The following is a 23,900-nucleotide window of genomic DNA, read 5'->3' as shown; positions in this document are numbered from 1 at the left end:
GAGCCCCTGCTGCTCCCAGGAACGGGAGAATCCATGAAGAAGCTGCTGGCGGTGGGAGCCGCCTTGATCACCCTGAGCTCCGGGTCGCTGGTCGTGTGGGCGGCCGAGAGCACGCCAGGCCCCAGCGGCTCCGGCGGCCGCCTGGTCAGCGGCGTGCCCACGACCGGCCAGGTCGAGTGGAACACCCGGGAGCGCTGGACCGTCGAGGTACCCGCGAACACGGCGAACCTCGCGATCACGGTGGACGGCGCGGGCGCGGACCTCGACCTGGTCGGGCGCGCCGGCACCGCACCCACGGTGTTCGTCTACGACTTCAAGGACGACACCTCGGATGGGACAGCCGACGTCTCGGTCACCATGCCCAAGGCCGGGCTGTGGTACCTGGAAGTCTCGGGCCGGTTCCTGTTCGAACCGCACACCTACACGATCACCGCGACCGCCGGTGGCACACCACCGACCACCACGACCACTCCGCCCACAACCACACCACCCACAACGGCACCGACCAGCACGACGCGTCCCACCTCGACCACGTCCTCGCCGCCGACGACCACACCACCCGGTACACCCGTGGTCGTGGACCGCAACTGCGCGGACGGGAAGTTCGTGCTGACCGTCGAGGACTTCCGCGAACCCGGCCAGTTGCCGAGCATCCAGGACCTCGTCAACGGCTACAACTCGGCCGACTACATGGGCTTCATCAACGGAGTCCTCTCCCGGCGGTACCCGACCGGCAAGCGGGTCATCGACATCGCGGGCGGTAAACAGGCGGTCGACCGCTGGCTCTGGCGCAAGGACACCGCGGCGCAGGTCCTCGGCCAGCTGAGCATGGTGGTCCACGAGGTCGGGCACGGGATCGACAAGAGCACACCGGAGAACCGGTACTTCGTCACCCGGGGCAAGAACGGCGCGGACGTGACCTTCACCGCGCCGGGAATGCACGGCAAGGGCACCACCTCGTCGAGCCCCATGTTCTCGATGGCGCGCTCCTTGCTGCTCGCCGACTCCGAGAACAAGAAACGACCGCCCGCCACCAAGGGCACCATCACCACCAGCCGCGAGTACGGCTCCGGTTCCCACGGCAGCGACCCGACCTACGCCGAGACCTATCTCAACGGCGATCCGACCAACACCACGTTCGAATCCGGCGACCAGGGCTTCAACATGCTGGTCGAGGAGTGGAACCAGTACATCAACTCGATGGCCGTCACCTACTCGCTGCAGACCGGCGGCGGTTCCCGGACCAGCGACCGCCACGCCCTGCTGACCTACCTGTGGTGGGTCGAGCGCTACCTCGCCAAGATCCGTGTCGAACAACCGGAGCAACACGACTACCTGATCACCAGCCCCGCCTGGCGCGAAACCCTGCTGGCGTTGTGGGGCCGGTCGTGGCGCTACCTGAACACGAACACCGGCGGCATGGAACCCGACAGCGGCCAGGTCACCGAACTGGTCCGCCAACCCCACCTGCTCGCCGAGATCCAGCGCCTGCGCACCGCCCACGGCTGCACCACCCCCGTCGAACTCTTCCCCTGACGGGCTACGAACCCGCGGTCAGCGGAACCGGGACGGTGAACGCCGCGCCCCTGTTCCACCGCGCCCGATCTCCGTTCCGCGAGACCGCAACCCCGGCGGCCCGATGGCGCCCTCGCCCATCGGGCCGCCGCCCCTCCTCCCCACCCGGGCCCGGCTTGGCCCGGGTGGCTCGCCGTGTGGTGAGCACGGTCGCTGACCTCGATTCCGAAGCGCAGCCGGCACGGCCGCTCAACCGGCATCCGCCGGAACCGCGGGAGCATTGGCCGCGTGCAACAACCACCTGGCAGCGGACTTCAGCCAAGTGGTGGAGATCCCCGGGGGCTCCGGCGCGAGCGTGCCCACCGGGACCAACCCGTCGAACGTCCTCCTCGACGGCGACGTCTTCCTGCTCCTGTCCAGCCCCCACCCGCAGGTGAAGATCGGCGCTTGGCCCTGGGACCCCAGCTACCTACCCGACGACAACGGCGCCGCCGCCCCGGCCGGATGGCCCTATCCGGGCCTCAACCAGTACTCGGCCGTCCTCCGGTTCAACAACAACCCCACCGGCTGGGTCGGCGCACCGATCCGCGCGACCGCGTTCGGCAGCTGCACGGTCTGGTCCGGCCCACCCGTACGACTGCTATTCGGCGTCAACGACCCCATCCTGTCGGACAACAGCGGGAAATGGTGGTTGAGCTACTACCAGTACTTCCCCGAGAACCACAACTGACCCCTCGCGGCGCGGCGATCGCGGACAATGCGGGTTGTAGCGGAGCCGCAGCAGGCCGGGCGCCATGGGCCAGACGGCTCAACAGCTGGAACCATGGTCGAGGGCTAGCCAGGCGAACGACCGATGTCCGTCGGAGAGAACGTACGCTCACGTGCGGCCCGGCAATGGCATCGACCTGGTGCAACCGCGTGGAGGCGATGTGGGGAAGGTCGTACGAGTCGTCCTGTTCGGTTTGGGTGTGCTGCTGTTGGCCTTGGCAGCCTTCGTGGGGGACGAAGTGACAAGGCAGCCTCACCAAGGCCCGGTCACTCGTTCTCCAGGGGGCACCATCCTGTTGTGCGATCCTTCCCCAGGCATGGATCCCTGTGCGCCCGCTCCCTCAACCGCTCCCCTGGAGTTCACCGCAGTGGTCCTCATCGTGCTCGGCTCGATCGCGGTCGTCGGGGCAGCCACCCTGGCGATCCTCTCAAGGAAGCGCGCCGCGCGCCGGGCTTGACTCAGCCCGTACGCCACAACGAACCAGCCACCCGAGTCCACCCGCAACGATCTGCCCCGGTTCGACCTCGGGCGGATGGTCGTCGCGCGTAACGGATCGCGGCCGGGCGGCGACGGGAAGATCGTCGGGCGATGCGGGAGTCGGAGGGCATGGGCACGTCGCGGCTTCGAGACCTGGTGGTGGTGCTCCCAGGGATTACCGGGAGCGTGTTGACGCGGGATGGGCGGCCGATCTGGGGGCCGTCGTGGGCTATGGCTCGGCGTGTGGTGGCTGGGCGGGGTGAGCTGCTCGAGGCGTTGGCGTTGCGCGGGGATGATCCGGCGGGTGACGGGGTTCGGGCTACGCGGGTGATACCTACCGCGCACCTGGTGCCGGGGTTGGTGAAGATCGACGGCTACACCGCGTTGTGCCGGATGGTGACCAGTACGTTCGCGGTCGCTGAGGGTGATCCTGAGGGATCCGCGCCCGCGAACTTCGTTCCGTTCCCCTACGACTGGCGCCGTGACCTGCGTGTGATCGCCGGGCAGTTGGACCGGTTCGTGCGCCGCGCTCTCCCCACGTGGCGGGAGTACAGCGGCGCGCGTGACGCGAAGGTCATCGTGCTCGCGCACAGTATGGGCGGGTTGATCGCACGCTACTGGGCGACGGTCCTCGGCGGGCACGAGCACTGCCGGGCGCTCGTCACCCTCGGGACGCCGCACCGGGGTAGCCTCGCCGCACTGGATTACCTGGTCAACGGCTATCGCAAGCTCTTCGTCGACCTCACCGAGGTGATGCGGACCTTCCCGTCCGTGCACCACCTGCTGCCGATCTACCCGTGCGTGTCCGACGGTACGGCCTGGCACCGCCCGGCCGAGCTGGCCGGTTTGCCCGGCGTCGACCCGCGGTTGGCGGCGGACGCGCTGGCCTTCCACCGCGAGATCGAGGCGGCACAGGTCGGCGACTACGGCTTGATCCCGGTTGTCGGCACTGCTCAGCGGACGGCGCAATCGGCCGTCGTGACCGAGGCCGGGTTGAGCATCGGCCACCTCCCACCAGAGGGCGTGGACCTCGACTTCGCCGACGGCGACGGCACGGTCCCCCGGGTCTCCGCGATCCCGATCGAGCTGTCCGGGACCGCGCAGATGGGGTTCGTGCCGGAGCGGCACAGTTCGCTGCAGAACAGCCCGGTCGTGCTCAGCGACCTGCGGGACAAGCTCCTGATGTTGCAGGCGCGCGGACTGTCCGCCTTGCGCGGACCGGAAGGCGAGCCATTCCCGCAACCGCCGGGCATCGAACTCGAGGTCCCGGACGCGTGCCTGGCGGGCGAACCCATCGAGATCCGCGCACGTCGACTCGGCGCTTCCGGGCCGCTCACCGCCGTGCTGGATCCGGTCTATGAACCTGGTCCGCCTGTGCGGATCGCACTCGCCGAAGACGGCGACGCGTGGACCGGGGTCATCACCGGTGTCGCGCCGGGCGTGCATCGACTCACCGTGTCCGACGTCAAGCGCGGCCCCGACGCGCCGCATCCCGTGCACGATCTGGTCGAGGTGGTGGCCCCATGAGCTGGGAACCCTGGTCCCGAGACGACTACTTGGGCTTGGCGCGCTACGTGAACCAGGACGCGGGTCGGTTCCTGCGCCTGTCCCCCACCGGCGAACGACCACGCGACCGGCTGGCGGCGCTGTACGCGGCACTCACAGGGGCCGGAATCCGTTACGACCGCGAGGAATACCGGCCGGGCCAGGCGCACCAGTACATCCGCGGCCCGGCCGAATTACTTTCCGGGCAAGGGAAAGGGACGTGTCTCGACCTCGCCGCCCTGCTCGGCGGACTCTGCCTCAGCCACGACCTGCTCCCGGTGATCATCGTCGTCGAAGGGCACGCCCTCCTCGCGGTGTCGGCCAACCACCGACTGTCCCAATGGAACGATCTGGGTCGACAGGTCAGGGACGAGTTCGACCGCGCCCTGTTACAGGACCAGGAAACGCTGCGGCGTCTGATCGACTCCGAAGAGCTGATTCCTCTGGAGTGCACCGGTTTCGCGTTCACCGAGGACTTACCCGCGACGGTCCCGGAAGGTCGCGGACGGGTACAGGGTCTGCTGACCTTCGACCAAGCCGTCGCAACCGGGCGCGAGCAGCTTGAGCGTCCTTTTGTGTTCGCACTCGATGTCGCCACGGCGTGGTACGAACTGGGTATCGCGCCACACCAGATCCCGGGGCGGCTCAGCGTGTCACTCGGTGGCGGCCTCGTACTCGACGTCACCGATGACCGGCGAACGCCGACAACCCTGCGCCCGTGGCCCCGACCGGTCAGTCCGCAGGTCCCCCGCCCCACCACGATGCACGGCCGCACAGAGGAATCCCTCGCCGTGCGAACGATTGTCGCGCCAGGCAAGCACATCGTGATCACAGGCGAACCGGGAACCGGCCGCACCACGCTGTTGCGCAGCTTGGCGCACGAGGACTGGACCGCCGAGTTCCCCGATGGCGCCATCCACCTCGACGGCAGCGGCATCCACCCCAACGACCTTGGCCAAGCGGTGCTCGACGCGCTGTACCTCACCGACGAGCCCGTGGTCGCTGACGCCGAACTCCTGTCCGACCTGCTCGGCGATGCCCGCGTCCTCGTGTTCGTCGACGACGCCGATACGCACACGCCCGCCGCACTGATCCAGATGATGCCCAGATCAGCGGTCGTCGCCGCTGTGGCGGCCGCCGACGACCCTGCCGTTGTGCTGGGTGGGTTGTCCGACAACGCTGCGGTGGCCGTGCTGTCGAATGGCGGAGAACCCACCGATCCGCTGCATCGGATCGCTGCGGCGCTGGCAGGGCACCCGAGTGACCTGATGATCGCGGCAAGCCTGCTCAACCAAGGCACCTTCACCCCTGACGCGCTCGCGGCCTGGTTGACGGGCGCGACCGCGGCACGCTCAGCGCTGGTCGCGGCGCTGGTGCGGAGCCTGACCCCCGAGGCGAGGGATGTTCTGAGCCAGCTGGCCGCCGTCCCCACACCGATGACGCGGCAACACGTGTCCGGCACCGTCGGCCACCGGCAAGCAGAACTCGGTCTGAACGCCCTCCGCCGCGCGGGTTTGCTCGACACCACCGACGCGCACGTGCGCCTCCTGCCGTCTCTGGCGCGGCTGGTGCAGACGGTGATCCCGGCGGGCCAGTTCCGGGCTCGAATGGTGGACCACCTGGCGGAGTGGGTGGACGAGCACGGATCAGACACCGAGAGCGTGCTCACCGACGCCGCTCTGTTGGAGCACGCCGCGCAGGAAGCGTTGCGGCAAGACCGGCCTGCCGTGGCCGAGAAGCTGGCCCGCGCCCTCGTTCCGGCTCTCACAGCGGCCGGGCGTTGGGGTGCGCGGGGAGTCGTGTTGGGGGTGGCGGTCGAGGCCGGGCGGATGCTCGCGGACACGGTGCTGCAACTGTGGGCGACGGGACAACTCACCGCGCGACCACATTCGCCTGGGCCCACGACTTCAGCTCCTGGACACGGAACGCACGTGGTCGGCTGGAAGGCCCTTGCCGTGGCAGCCGTAGCCGTGACAGGCCTGTCGACCGCGTGGTTCGTGGCCAACGGAACCCCCAACCGACCGGCCGCGTCCCCGACGTCCATCCAGCCCACCGAGCCCATTCCGACCGCGACCGAGGACACCACGTCGTCCGCACCGCCGGTTCCGACCACCACGGGGGCCACCAAGCCGACAGAATCGGAACCCTCGTCTGGGCCGGTCTTTGATCAGCGGTCGCAGGACCTCGGCACCACAGTGCTGGCGCGGGGCTTCATGATCCACGTCGAATCAGCGCGAACTTTCCTCTCGCGCGGCCAACCGACGCTGGAGGTCCGAACCGAGGTGCAGAACCAACTGTGGGGTGAAGGCAGCTCGTCACCACCGCCCGCCCAGGTCCGCTACGGGACCGCGGTGGAAGGGGGCAGCACGAACAAGTCTGCCTCTTTCCCCAGGGGCACCACGGTTCCGGTCATCTACACCTTCTTTGTCGGCGAAGACTTCTCCTGGGCAGAAGCGACGCTCGAGTTCCTGGTGTCCAACCAGACCGCACCCAGCACGGTGTCGCTATCCGGCCAGCGACCTCCCGTGGCCCACGGACCACTGGCAGTCACCCTGAGCAAGCAGAGCCTCGAATCCGGCAGGCTCCACCTCACCTTCCGCTACAAGAGCCTGTTCCGACTCGACGCCGCCCTCTACGCCGAAGGCAGCCACGACCAAGCCCAAGGCGGCGGCTCCGACTTCGACCGCCCCTGGGCAGGCGGCCTCGACCGCGACAAAGGCTCTCTCAAGATCTACTTCGACCTCACCGGCGCCCCCGGCCAGGGCGGCTTGGGCCTGGGCGCCGAGAACTTCACCCTCACCCGCCACCAAGACAGCCGCACCCTCCGCTTCGACAGCACGGCCAACGTAGCCCTCTACCCCGACGCCCCCACCCGCACCCGCCTGGCCATCGCCACTCAACTCGACCTGCCCGCCACCGGCACCTACACCCTGACCTTCCTCGACCGGAACGTCTATGAAACCCTCAAACCAGAACCCGACAGCCTCACCTTCACCATCGGGTAGGCAACACCGAGCGCATACCCTCGCCACCCCGGTCGACGTTCTCACCAAGATCCGCGAACGCGGCGGTATGCGCTGTGGCTAGAGTTTCCTAGCCCGCGATCGTGTGGGCGTCCGAGGGTTCGGCTGGTTGTCAGTCGGCTGGCTACCGGGCAGGTGGACGGAGATCGCTACCAGGTCGAGGCGTTGTTCGTCGGGGCGCCAGCCCAGGACCGCACCGAAGCACACGACCTTCGCGGTGGATCCGACCCGGACGTGCACGCTCCCGTGGGTCGTGATCCCCGTGGCCAATCCGGTGGCACGGAACGTGACCGGCTTGTCCGTGGTCGGGTCGGGCGCAACGGCTTCGAACGTGACCTTCTCGTCGCTGATCGCGGTGACGGCGAAGTCGCCGGTGAGCTCTAGGAAGCCTTTGAGTTTGGCCGGGGAGAGGCGGCGGTTGAGTTGTTCCTGGGCTTCGGCGACCATGGTGCGGACCGCGCCGATGGGGTCGCTGGTGGCGGTGTCCAGGCGCAGCACGCCGAGCTCGACCTCCCTGCCCTGGTTCAAGTCGACCGAGACCACCAGTTTGGTCCTGATCAGGTGCGCGCGGACCGCTGCCAACTTTCGACCGGTGTCGGCCTCCGGAAGGTAGACCTCCCGGATGGTCTCCGTAACATTGCGGCTCGCCTTGGGTTCCACAACGGGCATGCGCAGCGCCGCGTCGATCTGGTGCTGGATGACCTTCTCCCACTCGCGGGACGACGGAACCGACTGGTGGCCGTGCATGTCGGCGTAGAGCGTGTCGACCACCGTCGGATCGACGAACAACGCGACCCGCGGTGACGGTTCCGGAGTCGGTGCGGGGGCCGCGGGCTCCGAGAGGTACCTGCCCGACAACCACCACGCGACCGAACCGAAAGCCACTGCCACGAGGGGGGAAAGCACCAACTGCGTCGTGCTCATGCCACTCCTTTCACAGGTAGCCGCGGATCTCGGTGAACACCCGACGCAGTTCGTCGTCGGATCGCGCGTCGAACGCCTTGCCGCCGGTGAGCGTGGCGATCTCGTTGAGGGCGCTCGCATTGGCTTCGCCGAAGCGGATGGGGAACGTGCGCACGTGCCGAACCGGCTCGGGCAGCGCTTTCAGGCCGTCGAGCAATGCAGGCAGCTCGGTGCCCATGTTCCGGTCGCCATCGGTCATCAACACGATCGACACCAGGTAGTCGTGCGTGGCGACCGAGTCCGCGGCCAACACGTAGGCCCGTTCGAGCGCGGACCAGACAGCGGTTCCATCGGTCAGCGGTGTCGACTCGACCAGCGAGTTGATCCGCGTGACGGGGGCCGGGTCGTCCTTGTCGACGACCACAGTCTGCTCTGGTTGGACCGCACCCGCGAACGGCACGATGGTGATCTTCTCGCGATCACGGAACTCGGCCGCACGACCGAGCCTTGACTTGTCGGCACCGGACAGGTTGGCGAACGCGGAGCGCAGCGCCTCGATTCGTCCGCCGGTGGCCATCGAGATGGAGAAGTCGAGGACATAGATGGCGTGGGCGGGTCTCCGATAGGTCGTGCGGTAGGCGTTGATCAGCTCGTCGACGACGTCCTGGTTCGCCGGGAACGGCAACTCGCCCGCGTACACCGCGGCCACACGGGGGTTCGCGGCGACAGTGCGGTTGGTGGGTCTGCGGAAGGAGCGGTCGGTGAGGTCCTGCTGGGCGGTGGCGCCGCGCAGGTACTCGACGACCTTCCGGTAAGCGTCCTGTTTGGACTGGTCGAGCAGGAGGAGCGGGTAGTCGGCGGTGGTCACCCCGTCGGCGGGGTAGACCAAGTCGAGTGGCTCGGCCAGTTTGCCGCTGGCGTTCAACGAAGTGAGCACGGACTCGTAGTTGACAAGTCCGTCGACGGCCGCGGGGTCATCGACATAGGTGTCGACCAGCCAGGCTGAAGTGCCAGCGGTCAGCATCTGGCCCTTGAACAGGTCGGTGAGCTTGGCGCCGTCGACCTGGTTGGCCTGGAGTGCGGCGCCGGTGTTCGCGAACGCGGCCGCGGCGCCGAGCACCGCGGCGAACCCGGAGTGCGAGGTGTCGGGACTCGCCATGCCGAAGGTGAGTTCATCGGCACCGGCCTTGGCCGCGATCTGCCCCCAGGTGACCCGGGCGCCACTGGACCACCCGAGCCGTTGCGCCACCGACCGCTTGATCCCGAACACGACCGGGGAGTAGGCGATCGATTCCCTGGGCAACCGCGGCTTGCCCAGCTCGTCCAGCTTGAGCGAGAGAAACTTGTCGGACGCCAACCAGGCCAGATCACTCTTGGCGGTGCCGTCCACGATGGCGTCCGAGGCGTCCAACGTGCCGCGGTAGTCCATCTTGAGTTCAACCCCGGTCGCTTCGCGCAGCCCGGCCAGCAGTGGCTCGACGTCGCTGAGCTCCGAACTCGCGATCACCCGTAGTGTGATGGTCTCCGGTGTGGCCGTACACGCACCTGCCACGCCCGCTACAACCAGCAACAGTGCGGTGAACCACACCCGGCGCACTCGGCGGATCATTTCCTGCACCCCCCGATCTCGGTGAGCATCTTCTCGAAGACCGGGTTCTTGGGCATGGAGAAGCCGGAGCCGAGCGACTCGTCGCTGAGGCTGGGCAAGTCCCGGATGTCGTGCTTGGCCAACTGGTCGGCCAAGTGGTTCGTCCGGCCGATGTGCAGGCCGTACTCGGCAGCCAGGTTCCTGAGCTGTTCGTTGTCCTCGATCAGTCGGGTGACCGCCTCGCCACGCGTACTGAGGGCCACGAACGTGGGTTGGATCTGGGCCAGCGGCTCGAAGTAGAGCAGCGCCATGTCGGGCCTGATGGACTTGGGCTCGTGCATCGAAGCCTCGAGGAACTGGTGCTCGTAGACGACGACCAACGGCCCCGCGATGCCGTTGAGGTAGTCGTCGAAGATGTTCTTGGTGCTGGCCTGCCCCTGTCCCTGGAGGTCGACGTAGCTTTGCAGTGCCTGGTGCAGTGGTTGTCCCCCGCTCGCGGCCGACACCGTCCCCAGGTCCTTGTCCACCGGTGGGCTGTTGTTGTTGAGCACATAGGCCACCAGCCCCAGGAACGCCCCCGCCGAGTTCGACGTGCAGACATCGGTCGTCGTGGCGTAGATCCGCTTGCTCGCCGCGTCCCCGTTTACGCCCAGGTGGTTCCACCTCTTGTCCTTGTTGAGCGCGAGGTCGAGGAACACCTTCAGGTTCAGCCGGTAGTACCGGCCCGAAATGGGGGTCGCGGCCTGCCCGGCGACCAGACCGTCGGCGATCGTCTTCGACGTCACGACGACCAGCGGCGAATCCCACGGCATGCTGGGCTGCAGCGCCCGGCCGGAGAGCCGATCCTGCACCGGGTCCAGGGCCGTCTGCCCGGCGAGCAGCAGGAAGTCCTGCTTGTCCAGGTCGGTGCGCCGGGAGATGTCCCGTGAGCCCGCTCCCTCGACCTGGACGTTCTTGCCGTTGTCCAGGAAGACCTGCTGGACCCTGGGATCTCTGAAGAAGGCCACCTTCTCTGTGCCCACCAGCGCGTGGACCTGCTCGGGCCCCGCAGGAGGCTCGGTCACGAACCAGGTGACCCCACCGAAGAACAGCGCGGTGACGACCGTGAGGGTGATTCTCTTGGTCAACCGGGACTGCAGGTACCGCGCGGCCCACGATTCCGCGCGCTGCGACCGAATGTGCACACCCGGTGATCGAGCCGCAGGCCGTACACGTTACGCCGGACGCACCGGATCATATGTCCGCACTCGAAGCACGGATGTGCCACAAAGGGCTTGACCAGCAGCGCTCATCAACAAGCGATCTGCTGTTCACCATTTGTTCTCCAAGGCCATCGAACTGGCCGGAAACCGTCGGGAAAGAATCAGCCACCTCAAACGACCATTGACAACCGGCGCCCGGTGATCGCAACAACGGCCCAGGGCCACCGCCGGGCCGTGACCGCCGACTGGCAGACCGGATCGGCCTACCACTGGATCGCCGCTTGGCTATCGTCGACGAACGGGCGCCGATCGCGTCAAGCACAACTGGGAGGGGGCGGATGACCGGGGAGGTTCCCGACCCGAACAGGTCTCGGGTCGTGCTCGTGGGGGGCGAGCACGTTCGAGAACATGCCCGATTTGCCCGCTGTGCGGCACAACCTCGACGACCTGGGGGCCTGCCTGCGAGACCCGACGATCTGGGGCGTGGCGGCTGTGACCACGCTGGCCGACCCCGCGTCGGACACCGCCGTGATCGACACGGTGGACGCGTCGCGATCAAGGTGTTGCGACCGGAGATCGCCCACCACGCCAATGTGCTCTCACGCTTCCTGGCCGTGGGCGGCGTGGACCACCTCAACGTCGTGTCCGTGTCGGTCGCGGGCGAGCACGACGGGCAGCACTACCTGGTGATGGAGCACGTACCTGGTGACAACCTCGACGTCCTGGGCCAACGGCGTCGGTTCTCGCTGCGGGACGCGGTCACCATCGTCGAGCAGGTCTGCGCGGGTCTGGCAGCCGGGCACCGCACCGGCGCCACGCACGGTGACATCAAGCCGACGAACGTGATGGTCGGCGAAGCGGGCGAGGTCAAGATCCTCGGCTTCGGCGCCTCCCGCCTGCTCGACGAGTCGGAGGCGACGGCGCGCAACCCGCTCGCGGGGGCTGTGCACTACATGTCGCCGGAACAGATCGACGGTGGTCAGCCCGATGCCCGATCGGACGTGTACTCCGCGGGCTGCCTCCTGCACAAGCTGCTCACCGGCAGTCCCCCGTTCACGGCCACGACCGCGGTGAAAGTAGCCCTCAAACACCTCAACGAAGCGCCCCAGTTGCACGACCTCCCCACAGAGGAGCTACGCGAGCTGCTCGCCACCGCACTGGCCAAGAACCCACTCGACCGCTTCCAGACCGCCGACGACATGCGAACAGCTCTGCTCGCCATGCGCATCGACGAGTCTGTGATCAGCGGAACGCGTCTTCCTGACCCCGCTCTTGAGCCCGCGTCCGGTGACGAGTGGCTCTTCCGGTACATCCCTGGGTCGGCCGCAACCAAGATCTACCGCTGTCCTCGATGCGACCACGAGATCCGTCCGGGACTGTCACACGTGGTCGCCTGGCCTGCCTCACGCGGTCGCTCGGTCGAAGAACGCCGCCACTGGCACACGATGTGTTGGCAACACCGCGACAGGAGTGGGTCCGCGCCGAATCCTGCTCGGCCTCGATGACCGCAAGAGTGTCAGCCAGAACGCATACACTCCGCGGCGTCGTCTGGATGGACTAACGGGGGTTGTGATGAGCGGTCGCAGGGTGTTGGTGGTTGGGGCGAGTATCGCGGGTCCCGCGTTGGCGCATTGGTTGTGGCGGCGGGGGGCTGAGGTGACTGTGGTGGAGCGGGCTCCTGGGTTGCGGCCGGGCGGGCAGGCGGTGGATGCGCGCGGGGTGACCAAGGAGGTCATCCGGCGGATGGGGCTGGATGCGGCGATTCGGGCGGCCTGTACGGACACCGAGGGTGCGCACACTGTGGACGTTGACGGGAACGTGCTGGAGACCTATCGAGCCGATGATGACGGTGGCGATGGGATGATCGCGGAGATTGAGATTCTGCGTGGTGACTTGGCTCAGGTCCTCTACGACGACACGTGTGGGGGTGTCGAGTATGTCTTTGGTGACCGGATTGTCGAGCTTGTGCAGGATGCGGGCGGGGTTGAGGTGACGTTCGCTGGGGGCGGCCAGCGGCGGTTCGACCTGGTGGTTGGTGCGGATGGGCTGCACTCGAGTCTGCGGGAGATGGTCTTCGGGCCGCGTGAGCGGTTCATCCGTCACCTCGGACTGGTGTTGGCCTTCTACAGCGTGCCCAACGAGTTTGGGTTGGGGCGTTGGTTTGTGGAGTACCAGGATCGCGAGTCCGGGCGGTCGGCGGGTTTGAGGCCCTTCAAGGACGCTACTCAGGCGATGGCGGTGTTCGCGTTCCCCTCGGACGATCTCGGGGTGGACTACCGTGATGTGGAGGGGCAGAAGCAGCTGTTGCGTGAGCGGATGGCGGGCTTGGGCTGGTTGACGCCGCGGATTCTTGAGCATCTGGGGGACAGCCCGGACTTCTACCTCGACCAGGTCGCTCAGGTGGTGATGGATCGCTGGTCGGAGGGGCGGGTGGCGTTGATCGGTGACGCGGCGTTCAGTCCGTCGCCGATGTCTGGGGCTGGGACTGGGTTGGCTCTGGTTGGTGCCTATGTGCTCGCCGGGGAGTTGGCTGCCGCCGGGTGGGACCCCGAGGTGGGGTTTGCCGCGTATGAGGCGCGCATGCGGCCGTTCGTTGAGGCGAACCAGGAGATCGGCAGGCTGCACACGGGGAGCCACGCCTCCGCCGAGCCGGACATGGAGGCGCTCACGGCGCTGATCGAGCGTGCCCTCAACGGCATCGACCTGCCCGACTACGCCGGAGTGCCCGACATCGGACCGACCACGTGACAGGGCCGAGCAGTCAGGCTGCGCTTGTGGACTGTTCCGCGATGTCGGTCGCTGAGGTCTGGGAGATCGTGGACTTCTGGGCAAGTCTCCCGTGGCCGGTGTCGCGTGTAGACGCACAGCAGAGGGCCGTTGAGCAGCTTGGCTGGGTGGTTGAGGTCGAGGACGGGCTGGGATTCCTGGTCAACCCCAGGTTCAGGCCGCCGGAGGTGTCGATGTCCGGGATCGACAGCGTGGCGTCCGTGCGGTTTCGGATCACGGACGCGGTCGCGAAGGAGACGGCGGCGTCGAGGGCGTTTCTTGGTGATCTCTTCACGTTGGTGGTGCGGGAAGGGACGGCTCGGTTGGGGCGGGCGTCGATCCGGCGTGATCGTGGGCAGACGGACGCGACGTGGGAGATGGGGGCTGCTCAGGTGACTATCACGCTGTCGTCGAGGGCTGTGGCGGTTCGGTTCCGCACTCCGGCAGGGAGGTGATCGGGATGTCTGATTGGGAGAGGTTCGGCGCGGGTCTTACCGAGGCGTTGCGGGAGGTGTCTGATCGGGTATTCCTGGTTGTCTTCTCGCGGGCTGACCCGAAGGTGTTCGTGCAGTTCGCTGGCGGCGAGCACGAGTTGCACGCCGAGGCGGCGGGGGTGTCGGCCACGGACCGCAACCGGATGGCCGAGGCCGGGTGGGTGCCGCCTGCCGGGATCGATCCGCCGAACTGGAGTTGTTCTTTGCCTCTACCGGCGTTGACGGTGGAGTATTCGGCGTTGGCGGCGCGTTGTGTGGTGGCCTTGCGTGATGTCCACGGGATCGCCGGACCCGAAGAGCTGGTGTACAAGGCGTGGCGCGATGCGGAATGGTCTTCCGCGTCCGCCGAAAGGGACCTCGGCGAGAACCCGCTGACGCTTTCGTGGCTGGGTATCCCTTCCGTATCTGGTTGATCCTCGAAGAAGTAGGTCCCCGGGCAGCGCGCACCGGCTAACGTGATCACCGTGTCTGAGGGAGTCGCGGAGGTGGAGCCGGGACCGACGACCATCACGGTTGTTCGGCGGTGGCTGCGTTGGATCACGGCGGTCGCCGGGGTGGTGCTGCTCGGGCTGTTCGCGCTCGCTCCCTACCTGGGGCCTGGCGTTTCGATGGCGTTGCTCACCGGTGCCTGCGCTGTACTGTCGGGTGGGCGGTCGATCTGGCTTCGGCGGTTTCGGTCTGGTCGGCGTGAGGCTCCCTCGAACATCGGGGCGGCGGTGAGCTTGTTCGCGCTCGGGGCGGGGCTCTTCTCGATCCCCTACCTGTCCGACTACCGCGCGGAGGGTCGGTTCGCCGCCGATGAGGGGCTCGGGTTCTCCGTTGAGGGGGTTGGGGCAGCGGTGATGATCGCTCTGTTGGTGGCCAACGGGCTCGCGGGTTTGTTGGCCTGGTGGGAGGTCGACTGATCAATCGTGTTGTCAACGGGCGAGCTGGGCCAGCGATAGCAGGAGGTGCGCGGTCTCGGGGTGGATGATGTCCGCGTGCGCTCCCGCGGGCAGGAGAAAGCGGCCGCGACGGAACCGGGCGGACGCGTTCACGTTGACCAGTGCGGTGGCGAAGTCGCTATCGGTGTAGTCCACTTCGGTCGGGTGGAGGGTGATCTCGCTGAGGTGGCCGTTCGAGGTGCTCGCGCCGCGGAAGCCGATGCCCACCGTACCTTCGGCGAGGGTGTGCCACAGGCCCAGAGCGCGGTCCGCAGTGGAATGGGTGAACACCACCGGGCCGTTGACCGGGGCGTTGTGGATGAGTCGGGGAAAGGCCTGTTCCACGGTGTCGTGGGCGAGGGCCATCTGGAGCATGAGCAGGGTATCCGCGGTCCAGGGGTAGCGGGGGTCGGCGCGGTTCCAGGACAGGACGTCGGGGCGGGCGTCGGCGGCCCACTGGATGGCCTCGGCGAGAAAGCGGCAACCGAAGGAGTGGCCAACCAGGTGCAGGTATTGACCGGTACGGGTGCGCAGCGTGCCCGAGGTCTCGCGCCGTTGGGTGCCCAGGTACCCGAGGAGGTGAGCGAGCACGGTCGGTGCGTGTCCTGCGGTGGACATCAGGTGCGCACGTTCGCGGATTCGCCGGTAGCCCGCGCGGAAGGGGCTGCTGGTCGACGGCCACCGCACGACGATGTAGTTGCAGTTCCACACGGGCAGGGCCGGGTACCGGGTGGGCGAGTGCGTGCGGTCGACCAGTGCAGCGAACTTGGTGGCGCGGGTCAGGGCAGTGGCGCGGTTGTTGCGCCAGCCGTGGACGAACACCACGACGTCAGTGGTGTTCTCGGGGAGCACGACGTGCCTGCGCAGGAACCCGTCGACGTCCGATCGGATCGGCTCGGAGGTCTCGGGGTCGACGGGGTTCCCGTCGGTGTCGAGGTCGATGACCGTGTGGTTCACTCCGGGGGTCCCAAGTGGACGTCGATGCCGCGGTACAAGGAGAAGATCAGGCCGAGCGGGTTGTGATAGCGGTCGAGGAACATGCGGGCCAGGTATCGCACGGTGTCACCGAGTCGTTGGTGGCGGAGGAACTCGGTGAACAGTTGCGTCGCGTACTCCGGCGCGAATGCCCGTGGCAGGTCGATCTGCGGGCCGATCAGGCACCGGGCGCCGCGCTGGAGCAGGTGGTGGCCGAAGGACGGGTAGAACATCGAGGCGAGTTGCCCGCCCTGGCAGGCGCCGATGAACACCACCGGGCGGGTCGCGAGGGGGTTGTTGGTGAGCCAGGCGACGACCTCGCTGCTGTAGATCTTCTCGCCGTCGCCGAGAGCGAGGTAGGGCCGTTCGCCGATGCCGTCGACTGTGCCGTGGCAGCCGAAGTAGATGATGTCGTCGGCGAATTCCTTGCTGTTCAGGGCCTGTGCCAGCGCGCTTTTGGTGCGTCGGACCGTCGTGTCGGTGTGGGCGGAGAAGAAGTCGATGATCGGTCGCACACACGGGGTCGGCGGGTGGTCGCTGTCGACCCGCTCGTCCACGTTGAGGCCGACGTGGGGCGTGCCCGCGATGGTCACCCGGCTGTCAAAGGCGAGAGCGCGGGAGAAGTTGTGCTCCAAGAGGTGCTGGTATCCCCAGAACCCCTCGGGAACCCAGCGGTAGTCCGCCGCCCAGATGTCGTCGTCTTCAGCGGCGGGGACGTAGAGCATTCCCCACGGGGCGAAGAGGTCGTCGGACTCCACGGTGATCACCTGCTCCCCGGAGCGCACGGCCGCCACGATACGCGCGGTGATCTCTCGCATCGCGTCGTCGCCGTTGAGGAACAGCAGGGAAAACAGCGCGTAGCCCGCTCGGGCAAGGGCGAGGCCCGCGTGTTCCAGGTACGTCCTGTCATCGGGACCCGCTAGATCCCAGTCGTCGACGAAGGGGCGGCGCACTGGCCGACGACCGGGCTCGGTGCGGTCGATGACGGCCTGCTGCCACGCCTGCCGCAGGTCCGCGATACCGCCTTGGATGGTGGCGACGTCGGTGGTGATCCAGCCCGCGTAGCTACCACCGCCGTCCTGCGGGAAGGCCGAGCCCCACGCCTGCATGAAGTACCGGCCGTTGGCGTTCAGGACGCGGAGGTGGATGGAGCGCTCACGGTTGTAGTCGGTGGTCGGCAGCCAGTGCAGGCGATTGGTGTGGTCGATCGTGACCGTGGACGAGAGTTCGCGCATCAGGCCTGCCTACCACGAGTGAGGTGCTGATTTCCTGGAGCAGCTGCCCGTCCGCGGCGGTGTAGACGCGGAACCGCAGTTCGATCTTCCCAGCGAGGTGGGGTACGACCTCGAAGAGGACAGGTTCGCAGGTTCGATCCGCGGCGAGGGCAACGATCTGGGTCGTCGGCGACACCTTGGCGTCAGGGGCGTCGAGCAGTATTCGCACCGCGATCGGGCGAGAACTCGCCGCCTGCTCGACGGGGATTGGTCGGACGTAGGCGAAGTCGACTTCGCAGGCGGTGCCCACGACGGCGTCGTCATCGAGCAACCGGACCCGAGCGTCGGTCTGCGCGGGAATGAGGGGCGGTGGTTCGCCCTGGGGTGGGTCTGGGAACGCGAACGGTTGCGCCCCGATGGTGTGCAGCGCGGCGGCCGACATCTCGAGTTCTCGTGTGAGGCTCTCGAACTCCCGTGCCTCTGCTTCTGAGAGACCGCTCGTCTCCGCCTTGGCCAGCCCTGCCGCTACGGTCGCCCAGCGGCGGATCGCCTCCTCAGCGATGCGGGCCTTCTCCGCCACCAGCCGCTCGTTGACTCTTAGGCCTGCCTCGTACTGGAGTCCGGCTTGGTGCATTTCCAGGTCCGCGCGGCGCTCGGCGTATTCAGCCGCCACCTGCTCATTGCGGTCGATCTCTCGACGCGCGATGCGCATGGCCGAGTCGTCTTCCAACCGGACCAGTTCGTCATAGAGCGTGGGAGCACCAGTGACTCGGATGAGTCTGGTCAGCACCGGCTGCATGTGCAGTGTGGTGAACAGCGCGAACATCATCCATTGAGCGGCGCCGATACCGCGGCCGCCGATGGCGCTCAGGGCCTCCAGACGGGACAGCAGCCCGGTGTCGGCGCGCACATCTTGGGCGAAAGCGGACAATTCAGTGGCTTGTGCGGAGCGGAGCTCGTTGAGCTGGGTTGCCAACCGGTCGGCGTTGGTCTCGGCCCCGTCGGCCATCTTGGGCGCCGAGGTCCGCGCGTCTTGCTCCGCCCGAGCCAGCCGCGCTTTCGCGTCGTCGTAGTCCTTCAGGCTGACATCACGAGCCGACTGGCGTTCCCGTACCGCGTCACCGACCCCGGGTCGGCCCGTACCGCACGTCCCGCTGATCTCACACACCAGCAGCTGCTGGGCGGTTTCGTACCTGGTCCTGGTTTCCTGGACGGCGGTACGTGCCCGGACCACGGCCGGGTCGGCGTCGACCAGTGCTTGCGTGGTGCTGTCGGCGATGCGCAGTTCATCGGCGAGTTGCCGTTGCAGGTCCGGGATGACCGCGTAGCGCGGGCTGGCCGACAGCTCCTGCCCGAACGCGGCGATCTTCTCCGCGGCCAGGACCTGGAGTTGGACCTCGACCTCGGATCGGAACACCTGCAGCACCAGCGGGGCGGCGACCACGGCACCTACCAGCGCGGCCAGCAGGAGACGCGGCCCGACGGCGAGCACCTGTCGGGTCCACCGGCCGCGAGTCACGGTGACCACCAGAAGTCGGGAAAAGCCGAGCACGAGCAAGACCCACCCGACACTGACGACCACCGCCACCGGGACGGACAACCGAGTCGTCATGGTCAGGGCGAAGTACGCCGAGATCCCCGCGACCACGGCCCCCACGAGCAGCACAGCACCGGTCGACGCGAAGTGATAGCGCTCGCCCGGCGCCTTGGCCAGGAGGTCCGGCCGGGCGCCCGCGAGTCTCACCAGCACGCGTGGCGCCGCCGAACTCCGCCCCGACACCGCGACACCCATGACCCCACCATCGCTCGTGGTGCCCGGTTCATAACGCTCGGCCACGATCGAGCAGTTCGCCAACTGGTCAGAGACGTGTGCCCGCGGTCATCGTGTGCCGCGTTCGGCCCGGACGAGCATGGCGACGCCCCAGGCCCAGGCCAGGACCACCGGAGCGAGGAGCCAGGGCTCTTGGGTGATCGTGGCGATGGCACCAAGGAGAGCGCCCACACCCAACGGGACTGTGACGACAGGACCTGCGTGGTTGATGAGCGCGCCGATGAGGACCACCCAGACGGCCGCGGTTGGCAGGAAGAGGATCAGCCAGCCCATTTCTCGCCCCTCTCCCGGTCCCCGTGCTCGTTGGGGATGGTAGACGACCCGGTCGCGCCCGCTGGCGGTGGGCGTTGGTGGTAGTCAGGTGGCGATTCGCGCATTCGTCTCGATGACCTGATGTGAATAGGTGGGAAGAGCGGTGACGACGAGATGTGAATTTCCCCGTGGACGACGACTGCGTGCGCGTTTCGAGCCGAGCTCCGTCCGCGGTCTGGTCGGGGGGTGGTGCGGCTCGTCGGGTATTCGTACAGTCGGGCGTTGTGTTCAATCATCGGACCCCCGTGCGCACGAGCACTGTGTCGTCCATGATTGTCGTGCTGCTCCTGCTGTACGTGGCGTTGTGCGTCGGCCACTCGCATCCGCTCCTCGCCGAGTCGGGGCATCTGGTGGCGACGGAAGTCGTGGCGGATCAGCCGGATTCCGGTTCTGGTGGGGATGATTGCGGTTCCGTGGTTCACGATCCGGATGCCGTGCACACATCGGCGGCATCCTGCGGTGTCGCCGACGCGGTCGTGGATGTGATCGGCTGCCCGTCGGACCAGGGGTACGCGGCGGGTGCTGGTTACGGTCGACCGCCGCCGTTGTGGGGGCGCACTCTCCTGACTCACGTCTGCGTCGCGCGGACCTGACGGCACGCACCGCCGAGCGGTGCGCTTTGTGCCGCTGGCTGCCCCGTCATGTGATGCCGCGACGGTCACTGGAGAAACCCATGCGTTCGACCACTTTGCCCGAGCTGCTCGACGCGGTCGGCGACACACCTGTCGTCCGCCTGCGCAACCTCACCACGGCCCACGAGGCCGAACTGGTCGTGAAACTGGAGGGCGCGAACCCCGGGGGCAGCCTGAAGGACAGGCCCGCCTCGCACATCATCCGACACGCGGAGCGCACCGGCGCGCTCCGTCCAGGTGGGACGATCATCGAGTCGTCCTCCGGGAACTTCGGCATCGCGCTGGCCATGTACGGCGCGTCTCTCGGCTACCGGGTGATCGCCGTGGTCGACCCGAAGTTGACCGCGACCAACCGGGCGCTGCTGCAGGCCTACGGCGCGGAGATCGTCGTCGTCGACGAGCAGGACGACTCCGGTTCCTACCACAAGACCCGAATCTCGCTTGCCAACCGGATGCACGACGAGATCGCCGGGTCGTTCCGGCCCGACCAGTGCTTCAACCCGCTTAACAGCGAGGCACACCTGCACAGCACCGCCGCCGAGCTGCTCGACCAAGCAGGCCCGGAGCTCAGCGCGGTGGTCTGCACCGTCAGCACCGGTGGTCACCTCGGCGGTATCGCCCGTTCGGTGAAGCGCCGCGCGCCGCACGTGCGGGTCATCGGGGTCGACGTCGAAGGGTCCACTGTGTTCGGGGGGCTCCCGCACGCCTACCTGACTCCTGGCGTGGGCTTGAGCTGGACGCCGGTAAACCTCGATGATCTGTCCCTTGTGGATGAGGTGTACAAGGTCACCGATGACGATGCCTACCGCGCGTGCCGAACCTTGGCCCGCACGGAGGGAATCCTGGCCGGGGTGTCGACAGGGGCGGCGCTGACCGTCGCACTGTCTGCCGCGATGCGGACGCGTCCTGGGCGCCGCGTGGCGGTGCTCGCTTCCGATCGCGGTGAGCGCTACCTCGCTACCGCCTTCAACGACCAGTGGCTGCGGACCAATGGCCTGGCCACTGACTGCACGGCCGCTGGGCTGCGTGCCCGCGCTGGTCGCCTCACCCCGTACTCGACCACCCCCGCAAGGGATTGCGCGAATTACATGCCAGAACTGGCGGAGCAACTGGGCTCGCCGACCGCCCGCGCCATCGCCGAGGTGAGCTTGTGATCACCGTGTTGCGCCAGCGGGCGTTCCGCCGCTTGTGGTTGAGCCACACGGCGTCGGCCGCCGCGACGGGCCTGATGCCCACTGCGCTCATCCTGGCCGTCCTGGACCGTCATGACGGCTTCACTGCGCTGGGTCTTGTGTTGGGCGCGAGGACTTTGGGGTTCCTGCTGGGTGCTTTGCCTGCGGGTGTCATCGCGGACCGCTATCCCCGCGCCAAGACGTTGGCCTGCTCCAGCTTGCTTCGAGCAGCGGGAACAGCCGCAGTAGCGTTGCTTCTCGACTTGCCCACCATCGCGTTGTGCGCTGCCGTTTTCCTCGCAGGTGCGGGGGAAGGCGTGTTCCGCAGCGCCTACCAAGCCCTGGTCGGTGAGCTGGTCGCCGAGGAGCACAGGCACTCGGCGAACGCGGCCACGACGCTCAGCTTGCGCATCTGCCTGGTGGCTGGGCCCACCATCGCGGTCATGGCGCACAGCAGCCTGGGCGCGACCGCGAGCCTCCTGATCGCCGCTGGGTTGTGGCTGGTCTCCGCCGTGCTACCTGATCGACGTGGTGCGGCGCCTCAGGATACGGGTCGTACCAACGCTTTCGTCGACTTCGGCGAGGGCCTGCGAGAGGCGCGCAAACACCGGTGGTTCCTCGCCGGCCTGGTCGCCCTCGTCGTCTGGCTCGCCCTCGGCGAGGCAGCGAAGTACCTCATGCTCCCCATCATCGGCCAAGAACGCTTCGGCGGCGACTGGCTCATCGGCGCGGCCTTGGGCGCCTACTCTTTCGGCGCCGCAGGCGGGGCGGTGTTGATGAGCCGCTGGCGCCCACGACGCCCCGGCGTTCCAGCCATGATCATGCTGGGCAGCTACGGACTGGTCCCGCTCGCGCTGGCCTTCGCGCACCACAGCTGGATCATCATCGCCTGCTGCGCCATCGGTGGCGCGGGCATCGAGATCTTCAACATCCCCTGGTTCACGGCCATCCAACGCGAAGTCCCCCAACACCTCCAAGCCCGGATCTCCGCTCTCGACTTCCTCGTCTCCTACGGCATGAGCCCTCTTGGCTTGGCGCTGCTCCCCGCCGCGATCGACGCCGCGGGTGGCACGCTCGTCCTGACGGTGTGCGGGGTCGTGGTCATCGTCGCCGCACTGCTCACGCTTCTTGTACCCGGTATGGCCACGTTCACGGATCCACGCCAACCCGACCCGGCGAAGCACACCTTGGCCGCTGCCACGGCATGACGTGACTTGGCGGCCACCAACACTTTGTTGGTGGCCGCCAAGTCCGTGCTCGAGGTACGAATACTCGCCACCTGGCCGGGCCCGTTTGATCGTGGTGTGTAAGAGGTCCGCCTGTGGGATGGAGGCCAGCCCCGACATGGGAGTCGTGGGCGACTTGGTACGAGATGTTCAGCGTCGACCTCGAGAATGACGGAGACCCGGACGTCGGCGTGATCTCGGACCCCTTCGACCTTTCCGGCACACTCGACCTGCGGGTCCGGCACTTCCGCAACGACGGTGCGGGCAACTTCACCGAGGTGTGACCGATCGGTGAAGGTCCGCGGGTGTCGCCTGTGCGGCGTCGAACTCCTGGGTGACCAGGGCGCCGTTGACCGCGCCACCGGCCGCCGCGCCCGCTCCGATGGACATGGGGACGTTGGCGCCGGGGTTGACCACGTTGCCCACGGCCCAGATGCGGTCGCCGCTGGTTTTGCCGGTGAGGGGGTCGACGGCGAGGAAGCTTCCGAATGGGGTGTCCGCGCGGCGCAGGTTCAGGTGCTTGAGGCAGTCGTCGTGCGGTCGTGGGGTGCCGGTGGTGAACAGGGCGTCCACCGCTACCTCGGTGTCGCGGGCGGTGTGTACGACGAGGGGGCCTTCGCCGGAGACTGACACGACCGGGTCGGCTACGAGGTCGATCCCGCGTGAGCGCAGGCGGGCCTCGACCGACTCGTCCAGTGCGGGGGCGAAGACCGTGACCTGCGGGCTCCACTGGCGGATGAGCTCGGCCTGGTGCAGCCCGAGCGGTGAGGTGACCAACACGCCGAGGTGCTGGTCGCGGACCTCCCAGCCGTGGCAGTAGGGGCAGTGCAGGACACGGGCACCCCAGTGCTCGGCGAGACCGGGGATGTCGGGCAGGTCGTCGGACAGGCCGGTGGCCACGATCGCGGCCCTCGCCGAGATCTGCCCCGACCCGGGGACGGTGACCACGACCCCAGCTCCGGTCTCGTCGAGCCGTTCGACCCGGCCGGGGTGGAACTCGACGCCGTAGGACGCCGCCTCGGACCGGCCGCGCGCGACCAGTTCGCGGGGATCGACGCCCTCGTGGCCGAGCACACCGTGCATGTGATCGGCGAAGCGGTTGCGCGGACTACCCGCGTCGACCACCACTACCCGCCGCCGAGCACGGCCCAACATCAAGGCGGCACTCAGTCCCGCCACTCCCCCGCCGACCACGACCACGTCCCACTGTTCATCCATGCCGACCAGTTCACCCGCACAGCGGCCAGTACGCAAACCGGCTTGCCGTTCTGGCAAGGAGTGGTCGCGGCCGTGGCGGTTGCCCGCTCGTTCAGGGGTGACCCCAGGGGGTCGA

At 67.7% G+C, this 23,900-nt stretch carries 21 protein-coding genes; 13 read left to right on the top strand and 8 right to left on the bottom strand.

Annotated features, from left to right (window positions below; translation table 11 throughout):
* Positions 1-33: 33 nt before the first annotated feature.
* The 4 genes from JOD54_RS21245 (at position 34) to JOD54_RS21230 (ending at position 7,311) form a co-directional block, all read left to right on the top strand.
* Complete coding sequence (locus tag JOD54_RS21245; RefSeq protein WP_204452384.1) at positions 34-1,536, top strand: PPC domain-containing protein; 1,503 nt, start codon at positions 34-36, stop codon at positions 1,534-1,536.
* A 259-nt stretch (positions 1,537-1,795) separates the two neighbouring features.
* Positions 1,796-2,245, top strand: a complete 450-nt coding sequence (locus tag JOD54_RS21240) for a hypothetical protein (protein ID WP_204452381.1) — start codon at positions 1,796-1,798, stop codon at positions 2,243-2,245.
* A gap of 747 nt (positions 2,246-2,992) precedes the next feature.
* Positions 2,993-4,288 (top strand): esterase/lipase family protein, encoded by a 1,296-nt coding sequence (locus tag JOD54_RS21235; RefSeq protein ID WP_204452379.1) that lies wholly within the window; start codon positions 2,993-2,995, stop codon positions 4,286-4,288.
* Positions 4,285-7,311 carry an ATP-binding protein gene (locus JOD54_RS21230; protein WP_204452376.1) on the top strand — a complete coding sequence of 1,009 codons (3,027 nt, stop codon included), beginning with the start codon at positions 4,285-4,287 and terminating at the stop codon, positions 7,309-7,311. Before JOD54_RS21235 ends, JOD54_RS21230 begins: the two co-directional genes overlap by 4 nt.
* A 78-nt stretch (positions 7,312-7,389) precedes the next feature.
* Here JOD54_RS21230 and JOD54_RS21225 read toward each other — a convergent pair whose 3' ends face one another.
* The 3 genes from JOD54_RS21225 to JOD54_RS21215 all read right to left on the bottom strand — a co-directional run bounded on the left by JOD54_RS21225 (position 7,390) and on the right by JOD54_RS21215 (position 10,947).
* Positions 7,390-8,253 carry a hypothetical protein gene (locus JOD54_RS21225; RefSeq protein ID WP_204452374.1) on the bottom strand — a complete coding sequence of 288 codons (864 nt, stop codon included), beginning with the start codon at positions 8,251-8,253 and terminating at the stop codon, positions 7,390-7,392.
* A gap of 10 nt (positions 8,254-8,263) precedes the next feature.
* Positions 8,264-9,739: a vWA domain-containing protein gene (locus JOD54_RS35195; protein WP_204452372.1), complete on the bottom strand. Its 1,476-nt coding sequence runs from the start codon at positions 9,737-9,739 to the stop codon at positions 8,264-8,266.
* Between the two features lie 98 nt (positions 9,740-9,837).
* On the bottom strand, positions 9,838-10,947 hold the full coding sequence (locus JOD54_RS21215; protein WP_204452370.1) for a hypothetical protein: 1,110 nt from the start codon (positions 10,945-10,947) through the stop codon (positions 9,838-9,840).
* A 413-nt stretch (positions 10,948-11,360) separates the two neighbouring features.
* Here JOD54_RS21215 and JOD54_RS21210 point away from each other — a divergent pair, with 413 nt between their 5' ends.
* From JOD54_RS21210 to JOD54_RS21190, 5 genes are all read left to right on the top strand, one after another.
* Positions 11,361-12,527, top strand: a complete 1,167-nt coding sequence (locus tag JOD54_RS21210) for an Rv1322 family protein (RefSeq protein ID WP_275592672.1) — start codon at positions 11,361-11,363, stop codon at positions 12,525-12,527.
* Positions 12,528-12,594: 67 nt separating this feature from the next.
* Positions 12,595-13,770 (top strand): FAD-dependent monooxygenase, encoded by a 1,176-nt coding sequence (locus JOD54_RS21205; protein ID WP_204452368.1) that lies wholly within the window; start codon positions 12,595-12,597, stop codon positions 13,768-13,770.
* Positions 13,771-13,811: 41 nt separating this feature from the next.
* Entirely contained in the window at positions 13,812-14,243 is a 432-nt protein-coding gene (locus JOD54_RS21200; protein ID WP_204452367.1) for a DUF6301 family protein, read from the top strand.
* A gap of 5 nt (positions 14,244-14,248) precedes the next feature.
* Positions 14,249-14,695: a TY-Chap domain-containing protein gene (locus JOD54_RS21195; RefSeq protein ID WP_204452366.1), complete on the top strand. Its 447-nt coding sequence runs from the start codon at positions 14,249-14,251 to the stop codon at positions 14,693-14,695.
* Between the two features lie 51 nt (positions 14,696-14,746).
* Complete coding sequence (locus JOD54_RS21190) at positions 14,747-15,187, top strand: hypothetical protein (protein WP_204452365.1); 441 nt, start codon at positions 14,747-14,749, stop codon at positions 15,185-15,187.
* 12 nt (positions 15,188-15,199) lie between these two features.
* Here the strand turns inward: JOD54_RS21190 and JOD54_RS21185 are convergent, their stop codons facing one another.
* The 4 genes from JOD54_RS21185 to JOD54_RS21170 form a co-directional block, all read right to left on the bottom strand.
* Positions 15,200-16,162 carry an alpha/beta hydrolase gene (locus JOD54_RS21185; RefSeq protein ID WP_204452364.1) on the bottom strand — a complete coding sequence of 321 codons (963 nt, stop codon included), beginning with the start codon at positions 16,160-16,162 and terminating at the stop codon, positions 15,200-15,202.
* Positions 16,159-17,415: a CHAT domain-containing protein gene (locus JOD54_RS21180; RefSeq protein WP_204452362.1), complete on the bottom strand. Its 1,257-nt coding sequence runs from the start codon at positions 17,413-17,415 to the stop codon at positions 16,159-16,161. The genes JOD54_RS21185 and JOD54_RS21180 overlap by 4 nt, the downstream gene beginning before the upstream one ends.
* Positions 17,336-19,144, bottom strand: a complete 1,809-nt coding sequence (locus JOD54_RS21175) for a DUF4407 domain-containing protein (protein ID WP_204452361.1) — start codon at positions 19,142-19,144, stop codon at positions 17,336-17,338. The genes JOD54_RS21180 and JOD54_RS21175 overlap by 80 nt, the downstream gene beginning before the upstream one ends.
* 129 nt (positions 19,145-19,273) lie before the next feature.
* Entirely contained in the window at positions 19,274-19,498 is a 225-nt protein-coding gene (locus JOD54_RS21170; RefSeq protein WP_204452359.1) for a hypothetical protein, read from the bottom strand.
* 308 nt (positions 19,499-19,806) lie between these two features.
* On the opposite strand from JOD54_RS21170, the gene JOD54_RS21165 reads away from it, so the two are divergent.
* The 4 genes from JOD54_RS21165 (at position 19,807) to JOD54_RS21150 (ending at position 22,851) form a co-directional block, all read left to right on the top strand.
* A complete protein-coding gene (locus JOD54_RS21165) occupies positions 19,807-20,130 on the top strand; it encodes a hypothetical protein (RefSeq protein WP_204452357.1) in 324 nt (107 codons plus the stop codon).
* An 80-nt stretch (positions 20,131-20,210) separates the two neighbouring features.
* Entirely contained in the window at positions 20,211-21,323 is a 1,113-nt protein-coding gene (locus JOD54_RS21160) for a PLP-dependent cysteine synthase family protein (protein WP_239573457.1), read from the top strand.
* A complete protein-coding gene (locus JOD54_RS21155) occupies positions 21,320-22,549 on the top strand; it encodes an MFS transporter (protein ID WP_204452353.1) in 1,230 nt (409 codons plus the stop codon). Before JOD54_RS21160 ends, JOD54_RS21155 begins: the two co-directional genes overlap by 4 nt.
* Before the next feature lie 164 nt (positions 22,550-22,713).
* Positions 22,714-22,851 (top strand): hypothetical protein, encoded by a 138-nt coding sequence (locus tag JOD54_RS21150; RefSeq protein ID WP_204452351.1) that lies wholly within the window; start codon positions 22,714-22,716, stop codon positions 22,849-22,851.
* Here the strand turns inward: JOD54_RS21150 and JOD54_RS21145 are convergent.
* Positions 22,838-23,785, bottom strand: a complete 948-nt coding sequence (locus JOD54_RS21145) for an NAD(P)/FAD-dependent oxidoreductase (protein WP_204452349.1) — start codon at positions 23,783-23,785, stop codon at positions 22,838-22,840. The two genes, JOD54_RS21150 and JOD54_RS21145, sit on opposite strands and share 14 nt — an antisense overlap.
* Positions 23,786-23,900: the final 115 nt, after the last annotated feature.

Source organism: Actinokineospora baliensis, assembly GCF_016907695.1.
Lineage (GTDB): Bacteria > Actinomycetota > Actinomycetes > Mycobacteriales > Pseudonocardiaceae > Actinokineospora > Actinokineospora baliensis.
This window is presented reverse-complemented; position numbering and strand designations above follow the sequence as displayed.